Origin of the sequence: Mycobacterium helveticum (assembly GCF_007714205.1) — a bacterium.
Lineage (GTDB): Bacteria > Actinomycetota > Actinomycetes > Mycobacteriales > Mycobacteriaceae > Mycobacterium > Mycobacterium helveticum.
Map to the genome: position 1 here is coordinate 1 of NZ_VMQU01000178.1, position 7,827 is coordinate 7,827.

Below are 7,827 nucleotides of genomic sequence, written 5' to 3' on the forward strand. Positions count from 1 at the left end.
CCGCGCTCGCGATCGTCACGTGCCCCGATTCGTGCCGACCCGCTTCGCCCGGCTTCGCCGCGCTCGCGATCGTCACGGACGCTTCGACATACGCCGCGGCCTGCGCGTCACCGCCGGCGCTCATCGCGTGCTCGGAGTAGTCGAGGACGGCCACCCGGAACCCGACGCCGGCCAGCGCGTCCACGAACGCCGCCAGCGGGCCGTTGCCGACGCCGCTGATCTCGGTCTCCACCCCGTCGATCTTGACGGTCGCGGTGATGCTGGTCGTCCCGCCGTCGTCCTCGGAGGCCTCCACCCGCTGCCGGATCCGCTCGAGGGGCCGTACCGGTGCGAGGTACTCCTCGGAGAAGGCCTCCCACATCGCCTTCGGCGAGACCTCGCCGCCCTCGCCGGCCGTGCCCTCCGCGATCTCCTGGATCACGCGGGAGAACTCGATCTGCAGCCGGCGCGGCAGCGCCAGGCCGTGGTCGGTCTTCATGATGTAGGCCACCCCGCCCTTGCCGGACTGCGAGTTGACGCGGATCACCGCCTCGTAGGTGCGCCCGACGTCCTTGGGGTCGATCGGCAGGTACGGCACCTGCCAGAGCATGTCCTCGACGTCGGAGTCCGCGGCGTCGGCGTCGACCTTCATCTGGTCCAGGCCCTTGTTGATGGCGTCCTGATGGCTGCCGGAGAACGCCGTGTAGACCAGGTCGCCGCCGTAGGGATGACGTTCGGGCACCGGCAGCTGGTTGCAGTACTCCACGGTGCGGCGCACCTCGTCGATGTTGGAGAAGTCGATCTGCGGGTCCACGCCGCGGGAGAACAGGTTGAGTCCCAGCGTCACCAGGCACACGTTGCCGGTGCGCTCGCCGTTGCCGAACAGGCAGCCCTCGATCCGGTCGGCGCCCGCCTGGTAGCCCAACTCGGCCGCGGCGACGGCGGTTCCGCGGTCGTTGTGCGGGTGCAGGCTCAGAATCACCGACTCCCGGTTGGCCAGGTTGCTGCTCATCCACTCGATGGAGTCGGCGTAGACGTTGGGCGTGGCCATCTCCACGGTGGCGGGCAGGTTGACGATGATCGGGTTGTCGGGGGTGGGCGCGATGATCTCCCCGACGGCGTCGCAGACCTCCCTGGCGTACTCCAGCTCCGTGCCGGTGTAGGACTCCGGCGAATACTCGAACCGCCACCGGGTGCCGGGATGTTTGGCGGCCTCCTCGACGCACTTGCGGGCGCCGTCGGTTGCGATCGCGCGCACCGCGGCCCGGTCGGCGCGGAACACCACGCGGCGCTGCAGGATCGACGTCGAGTTGTAGAAGTGCACGATCGCCCGCGGCGCGCCCTCGCACGCGACGAAGGTCCGCTCGATCAGCTCGGGCCGGCACTGCGTGAGCACCTGGATGGTGACGTCGTCGGGAATGGCGCCGTCGGTGATGATCTCGCGGACGAAGTCGAAGTCGGTCTGGCTGGCCGAGGGGAAGCCGACCTCGATCTCCTTGTAGCCCATGCGCACCAACAGGTCGAACATGCGCCGCTTGCGGGCCGGGCTCATCGGGTCGATCAGCGCCTGGTTGCCGTCGCGCAGGTCCACCGCGCACCACAGGGGGGCGCGGTCGATGACGCGGTCGGGCCAGGTGCGGTAGGTGAGCCGGACGGGCTCGACCTCCTCGGCGAACGGCCGGTACCGGTGGACCGGCATCGACGAGCCGCGCTGCGGATTCCAGGGGGCCTGGCCGGGTGCGGGCGGGCCCGCGGGCGTGACGATGGCGCGGGACGAGGTGTACGCGTCGGGATCCGACGGTTGGATGTTGGTCACGGTAGTTGCTCCGGGGGTGTCAGAAGGAACCTCAGACCGGCGCATCGCGAACGCCCGCGACGGGAAGCCGGTCTGGATCAGACCCCGCCGCGGCGTCCGAGGAGGAGCACCCGCTGCACGAGCGCAACTCTACCGCGCCGACCCCGTGTGCCAAAACCGCGATAAATATGCGGATGCGCGTGCACGTATTCTGTTGTGGACTCACACCGGGCGTGGACTTCGCTGGGCCGGAAGGGCAGGCAAAAAGCAGTGGCACTCGTCGTGCAGAAATACGGCGGATCGTCGGTCGCCGACGCCGACCGGATCCGTCGGGTCGCCGAGCGCATCGTCGAAACCAAGAAGCAGGGCAACGACGTGGTCGTGGTGGTCTCGGCGATGGGCGACACCACCGACGACCTGCTGGACCTGGCCCAGCAGGTGTGCCCCGTCCCGCCGCCCCGCGAGCTCGACATGCTGCTGACAGCCGGCGAGCGCATCTCCAACGCGCTGGTGGCCATGGCGATCGAATCGCTCGGCGCCCACGCCCGCTCGTTCACCGGCTCGCAGGCCGGCGTCATCACCACCAGCACCCACGGCAACGCCAAGATCATCGACGTCACGCCCAGTCGCGTGCAGTCCGCGCTCGACGAGGGCCGCATCGTGCTGGTCGCCGGGTTCCAGGGCGTCAGCCAGGACACCCGGGACGTCACCACGCTGGGCCGCGGCGGATCGGACACCACGGCCGTCGCCCTGGCCGCGGCGCTGGGCGCCGACGTCTGCGAGATCTACACCGACGTGGACGGCATCTTCAGCGCGGACCCCAGGATCGTGCACGACGCCCGCAAGCTCGACACGGTCACGTTCGAGGAGATGCTCGAAATGGCGGCCTGCGGGGCCAAGGTACTGATGCTGCGCTGCGTCGAATACGCCCGCCGCTACAACCTTCCGGTGCACGTGCGCTCGTCGTACTCGGACAAGCCGGGCACCGTCGTCGTCGGATCGATCAAGGACAAGCCAATGGAAGACCCCATCCTGACCGGAGTCGCGCACGACCGCAGCGAGGCGAAGGTGACTGTCGTCGGCATCCCCGACATCCCGGGCTACGCGGCCAGGGTGTTCCGCGCCGTCGCCGACGCCGAGGTGAACATCGACATGGTGCTGCAGAACGTCTCCAAGGTCGAGGACGGCAAGACCGACATCACCTTCACCTGCTCCCGCGACAGCTTGGGCATCGCGGTGGCCAAGCTGAACGCGCTCAAGGAGGAGATCGGGTTCACCCAGTTGCTCTACGACGACCACATCGGCAAGGTGTCGCTGATCGGCGCGGGCATGCGCAGCCATCCCGGCGTGACGGCGACGTTCTGTGAGGCGCTGGCCGAAGTGGGCGTCAACATCGAGCTGATCTCCACCTCCGAGATCCGGATTTCGGTGCTGTGCCGCGACACCGAGCTGGACAAGGCCGTGGTGGCGCTGCACGAGGCGTTCGGGCTCGGCGGTGAGGAGACCGCGACGGTCTATGCCGGGACGGGCCGGTAGATGGGCGCGACCGGTCTGTCGATCGGCGTCGTGGGTGCCACCGGCCAGGTGGGCCAGGTGATGCGCGCGCTGCTCGAGCAGCGCGACTTCCCGGCGAGCACGGTGCGGTTCTTCGCCTCGGCCCGCTCGCAGGGGCGCAAGCTGGAATTCCGCGGCCAGGAGATCGAGGTCGAGGACGCCGGGACGGCGGACCCGGCCGGCCTGGACATCGCGCTGTTCTCCGCCGGCAAGGCGATGTCGCTGGTGCAGGCGCCGCGGTTCGCCGCGGCCGGGGTGACGGTGATCGACAACTCCTCGGCGTGGCGCAAGGACCCCGACGTGCCGCTGGTGGTGTCCGAGGTGAATTTCGACAGGGATGCGCACCGTCGACCCAAGGGCATCATCGCCAACCCGAACTGCACCACGATGGCCGCGATGCCGGTGCTCAAGGTGCTGCACGACGAGGCCGGACTGACTCGGCTGGTGGTGTCGAGTTACCAGGCGGTCTCCGGTAGCGGCCTGGCCGGTGTGGAGGAGCTGGCCACCCAGGCGCGCGCGGTCATCGACGACGCCGAGCAACTGGTGCACGACGGCGGCGCGGTGAGGTTCCCGGCGCCGAAGACCTACGTCGCCCCGATCGCGTTCAACGTGGTGCCGCTGGCCGGATCTCTGGTGGACGACAACTCCGGGGAGACCGACGAGGACCAGAAGCTGCGCCACGAGAGCCGCAAGATCCTCGGCATTCCCGATCTGGCGGTCAGCGGCACCTGCGTGCGGGTCCCGGTGTTCACCGGCCACTCGCTGTCGATCAACGCCGAGTTCGCCCGGCCGCTGTCGCCGGAGCGGGCCGTGGAGCTGCTGAGCGGCGCGCCGGGCGTCAAGGTGGTCGACGTGCCGACCCCGCTGGCGGCGGCGGGCGTCGACGAATCGCTGGTCGGCCGCATCAGGCGGGACCCGGGGGTGCCCGACGGCCGCGGCCTGGCGCTGTTCGTGTCGGGGGACAACCTGCGCAAGGGGGCGGCGTTGAACACGATCCAGATCGCCGAGCTGCTGGCCGCCGCGCGGTGACCCGCGGGTGAGCTCCGCCCACACCCGTCTGGTCGCGCGGTGCTCACCGATCTTTGCTTCCTTGCTCGTGCTGCAAGGGTATTGGGTTGCCCATGCGGACCCGCCGGCGCCGGCGCCCGAGCCGATCCTGCAGCCCCTGGCCCCGGGGCAGGTGCTGCGAATCGGTCCGACGGCCGGCACCGGGACCCCGACCGGCGACTACGGGATCGGCGCCACCGACCTGTGCGAGTTCGTCGAGTTCCCCAGCGAGCTGCTGCAGGTCTGCGGCGACAGCTTCGCCGGCCAGGGCGTCGGGTTCGGCGGCTGGTACTCCCCGGTTGCGCTGCACGTGGAGACCGCGTCCGTCGACGACCCCGGCGGGGTGCGCTATACGGGCGTGCTCGGGGTCGGCAGGCCGCTGCTGGCCGAGGCGGCCCCGCCCGGGGACTCGCAGCTGCCCGCCGGGGTGGTGCAGGTCAACCGGCGCAACTACCTGATGGTGACCACGGCCAGGGACCTGGAGCCGGTCAGTTCCCGGCTGGTGGCGGCCGAGCCGTCGCGCCCGGGCTGGCGGACGGTGCCGGGATCCCGGCGGGCCGCGTCCTACCGGGGCGGCTCGCAGACGCAGATCAGCGGCTACTACGACCCGATCCCCACCCCGGACTCGCCGCGCGGGTGGGTCTACATCGTGGCCGACAGCTTCACCCGTCGGGATCCGGTGCTGCTCTACCGGGCCACGCCGCAGACGTTCACCGACCGGTCCCGGTGGCAGGGCTGGGCGTCCGGGCCGGGCGGGGGCTGGAACAAGCCGCCGACACCGTTGTGGCCCGACAAGGTCGGCGAGATGTCCATCCGGCAGATCGACGGCAAGACCGTGCTGTCGTATTTCAACGCGGGCACCGAGAACATGGAGGTCCGGGTGGCCGACGACCCGACATCGCTGGGCGATGCCCCGGTGACCACGGTGGTGCAGCACGACGACTGGCCCGAACCCGCGGACAGCCTGCCGCCGCCGTTCGACAACCGGCTCGCCCAGCCCTACGGCGGGTACATCTCGCCGGGTTCGACTCTCGACGAGTTGCGCATCTTCGTCAGCCAGTGGGACACCCGGGCGCGGGCGACCGCGCCGTACCGGGTGATCCAGTTCGCGGTCAACCCGTTCAAGCCCTGATCGGAGGCGATTTTTCAGCCTTCCGTCCGCAGTGCGTCCGCAGCAGATCCGAGCACCTGGTCGGCGAGCCCAGCTGCGGCCTTGCGCGTCCGGTCGTTCGCGTCAGGCCACAAATGGCTGTAGGTGTCCAACGTGACGGACGCCGACGAGTGGCCGAGGGCGCGCTGCAGGGCATCGTGCGGGACTTGACCCGCAAAACTCGGTACTCGATGTCGACTGCTGGCATGCCACCATGCCACCATGCCACCATGCCACCATGGTGGCATGGACACCACCGCCGCGCACACATCACAGGGAACCATCGCCCTTACACTGCGCCTGCCGGCCGAGCTGGCCGAAGCGGTCAAGAACTACGCGTTTCTCACGAACACTTCGGGCAACGAGGTGATCAAGCGTGCCGTCATCGAGTACATGAAGGCACATGCGCAAACCGACATGGTTCGCGCGGCCTTCGAGAAGGCGCTGGAACAGCACAAGGTTGCGTTCGACAAGTTGGCCGACCTCTGATGTTCACCTTGTATCTGACCTGCGACAACGGTATTTGAACTGCGACAACGTGGAGATGCTCAACGACCGGTTCGTTGGCCCCGACATGCTCCGAGACTTCGGGATGCTCGATTCGGCGGTGATGCGTCCGCAGGCGAGCGCATTTGGTGACGACGCGTACCCCACTATCCACGAGAAAGCCGCAGCACTTCTGCACGGGCTGGCGCGTAACCACCCGTTCGTCGACGGAAACAAGCGCACGGCGTGGGCGGCAACGTCTGTCCTGTACCACATCAGCGGTGATGAGCTGTCGGTTGACGACGGCGCCGTTGTGGCCCTGGTGGTGGATGTCGCCTGAAGGCCTGGGTCCGACCGTTCCCGGTGTCCGACGACTGGATGGGCACGCCCGGCTGATATCGCGTATGCGCCTGAGGGGCGAATGTTTCGGCGCCGTTTCTTCTGTGCCCGACCGGGTGCGCCCCGGCCTGCGAGGCGTTACGGTCGACGGCACGAAGTCAACCAGCCTTCGCGCGCGACAAGCGGGGGAAGTCATCGCGTCCGAGATGAGAGCAAAGGATCTGATGATGCCTGAAGCGGGGAAGCGTTTTGCGCTCGTTGCCGGTGCCGCCTCGCTTGTGCTGGCGGCCCTGTGCGTCGGCGGCGGCGCAGGTCCGGCGACCACCACGGCGGCTCCGCCGACGCCGACGACGTCCGAGCAGCCCGGTCCCCCGTCCCCGCCGCCCACGGAAATCGAAGAGGAGCCGCGTGACCTCGGCGGCGGCGCCGGCGGCGGCATGGGGTGAGCATTCGTTCATAGCCGCTACATATGTAAGGCATAGCCGCGGCCATTGTTCACGCATGCATCATTTGTCTTATGAGTGAAACACCCGAAAACACCACAGTGCGGTCCTCCGCCGCAACCGACCCGGCGCCCGTTCCCCCGGCCGAGGCGCCGCACAGGACCCCGAAGGTCTTCCAATTCGCGGCGTGGGTCGCCATCGTCGCCGGCATCGTGTTCATCGTGGCGGTCATCTTCTTCACCGGCTTCATGCTGGGCCGCCACGCCGGATGCCACGGATTCCATGGCGGCTACCATCACCAGGGCCACAAGCACCACGCGATGATGAGCCATCCGCGCGGTCCGGGCGGCCCCGGTGGCGGTGGCCCCGCGGCGTTCCAGGGCGGCGGGCCCGCAATGATGCGGCCCGGGAACGGCCCCGGGAACGGTCCCGGTAACGGCCCCGGACAGGTCCCGTCATCGGTGTCCCCGTCGGTGACCCCCGCGCCGTAAGGATCGGCCAGGCGGTGGCCCGGCGCTCGAGCGAGCGCCGGGCCGTCCCGCGTGCCCGCTGTCACCGCCGGATCTCAATTCACAGCATTTTTGTCCCCGGGGCCTGTTAAGGCGGTCGCCACGAGGGCAGTATTCACATCATGACCGAAACACCCGAGCCGTCCGCGCAGCCGACGTCCGTTCCCCCGACCCCGCCGCCGCCACCGCCGGTGCCGCCACCGCCGGCGCAGCGGCCCAAGCCGCCGAGGCTCTACACGGCCGCGGCGTGGGTGGTGATCGTCGCGGGAATCGTGTTCATCCTGTCGGTCGTCTTCTTCTCCGGCGCCATGGTGTTCGGCTATCACGACTGCCACCACCGCCATCACCCCGGCATGATGTTCGGCCCCGACGGCCCCGACGGGCCGATGCCGGGCCCCGGGCCCGGCATGGGCCCGTTCGGCCCGGGGTCCGGGGTCTTCGGGCCCGGCGGCCCCGGCCCCTGGCAGTTCGGCGGGCCCGGGGGCCCGGGGATGATCGTCCCCTTGCCTCCCGGTGGACCGGGGC

Annotated in this window: 9 protein-coding genes; 8 read left to right on the top strand and 1 reads right to left on the bottom strand. The window is 69.5% G+C overall.

Features of this window, described 5'->3' with window-relative positions; all coding sequences use genetic code 11:
* A partial coding sequence (gene leuA / locus FPZ47_RS25245; protein ID WP_145039676.1) for a 2-isopropylmalate synthase occupies window positions 1–1,840 on the bottom strand: 1,840 nt, incomplete at its 3' end.
* 204 nt (window positions 1,841–2,044) lie between these two features.
* On the opposite strand from leuA, the gene FPZ47_RS25250 reads away from it, so the two are divergent.
* From FPZ47_RS25250 to FPZ47_RS25290, 8 genes are all read left to right on the top strand, one after another.
* Window positions 2,045–3,310 (top strand): aspartate kinase, encoded by a 1,266-nt coding sequence (locus FPZ47_RS25250; RefSeq protein ID WP_144954705.1) that lies wholly within the window; start codon window positions 2,045–2,047, stop codon window positions 3,308–3,310.
* Window positions 3,311–4,357 carry an aspartate-semialdehyde dehydrogenase gene (locus FPZ47_RS25255; protein WP_144954702.1) on the top strand — a complete coding sequence of 349 codons (1,047 nt, stop codon included), beginning with the start codon at window positions 3,311–3,313 and terminating at the stop codon, window positions 4,355–4,357.
* A 7-nt stretch (window positions 4,358–4,364) separates the two neighbouring features.
* The gene (locus FPZ47_RS25260) at window positions 4,365–5,507 is read left to right on the top strand and encodes a DUF4185 domain-containing protein (RefSeq protein WP_144954699.1); all 1,143 of its coding nucleotides are present in this window, start codon (window positions 4,365–4,367) and stop codon (window positions 5,505–5,507) included.
* A gap of 264 nt (window positions 5,508–5,771) precedes the next feature.
* Window positions 5,772–6,014, top strand: a complete 243-nt coding sequence (locus FPZ47_RS25270; protein WP_144954697.1) for a DNA-binding protein — start codon at window positions 5,772–5,774, stop codon at window positions 6,012–6,014.
* A 55-nt stretch (window positions 6,015–6,069) separates the two neighbouring features.
* Entirely contained in the window at window positions 6,070–6,351 is a 282-nt protein-coding gene (locus FPZ47_RS25275) for a type II toxin-antitoxin system death-on-curing family toxin (RefSeq protein ID WP_144954717.1), read from the top strand.
* 226 nt (window positions 6,352–6,577) lie between these two features.
* Window positions 6,578–6,796 carry a hypothetical protein gene (locus FPZ47_RS25280; protein WP_144954694.1) on the top strand — a complete coding sequence of 73 codons (219 nt, stop codon included), beginning with the start codon at window positions 6,578–6,580 and terminating at the stop codon, window positions 6,794–6,796.
* Window positions 6,797–6,894: 98 nt separating this feature from the next.
* Window positions 6,895–7,284: a hypothetical protein gene (locus FPZ47_RS25285; RefSeq protein ID WP_144954714.1), complete on the top strand. Its 390-nt coding sequence runs from the start codon at window positions 6,895–6,897 to the stop codon at window positions 7,282–7,284.
* A gap of 140 nt (window positions 7,285–7,424) precedes the next feature.
* Window positions 7,425–7,827: hypothetical protein (locus tag FPZ47_RS25290; RefSeq protein WP_145039679.1), on the top strand; the 403-nt coding region annotated here is incomplete at its 3' end.

Bases quoted from the DNA above. Each gene is read 5' to 3' on its own strand.
- FPZ47_RS25255 (WP_144954702.1), top strand. From the start codon at position 3,311: ATGGGCGCGACCGGTCTGTCGATCGGCGTCGTGGGTGCCACCGGCCAG.
- FPZ47_RS25270 (WP_144954697.1), top strand. From the start codon at position 5,772: ATGGACACCACCGCCGCGCACACATCACAGGGAACCATCGCCCTTACA.
- FPZ47_RS25275 (WP_144954717.1), top strand. From the start codon at position 6,070: ATGCTCAACGACCGGTTCGTTGGCCCCGACATGCTCCGAGACTTCGGG.
- FPZ47_RS25280 (WP_144954694.1), top strand. From the start codon at position 6,578: ATGCCTGAAGCGGGGAAGCGTTTTGCGCTCGTTGCCGGTGCCGCCTCG.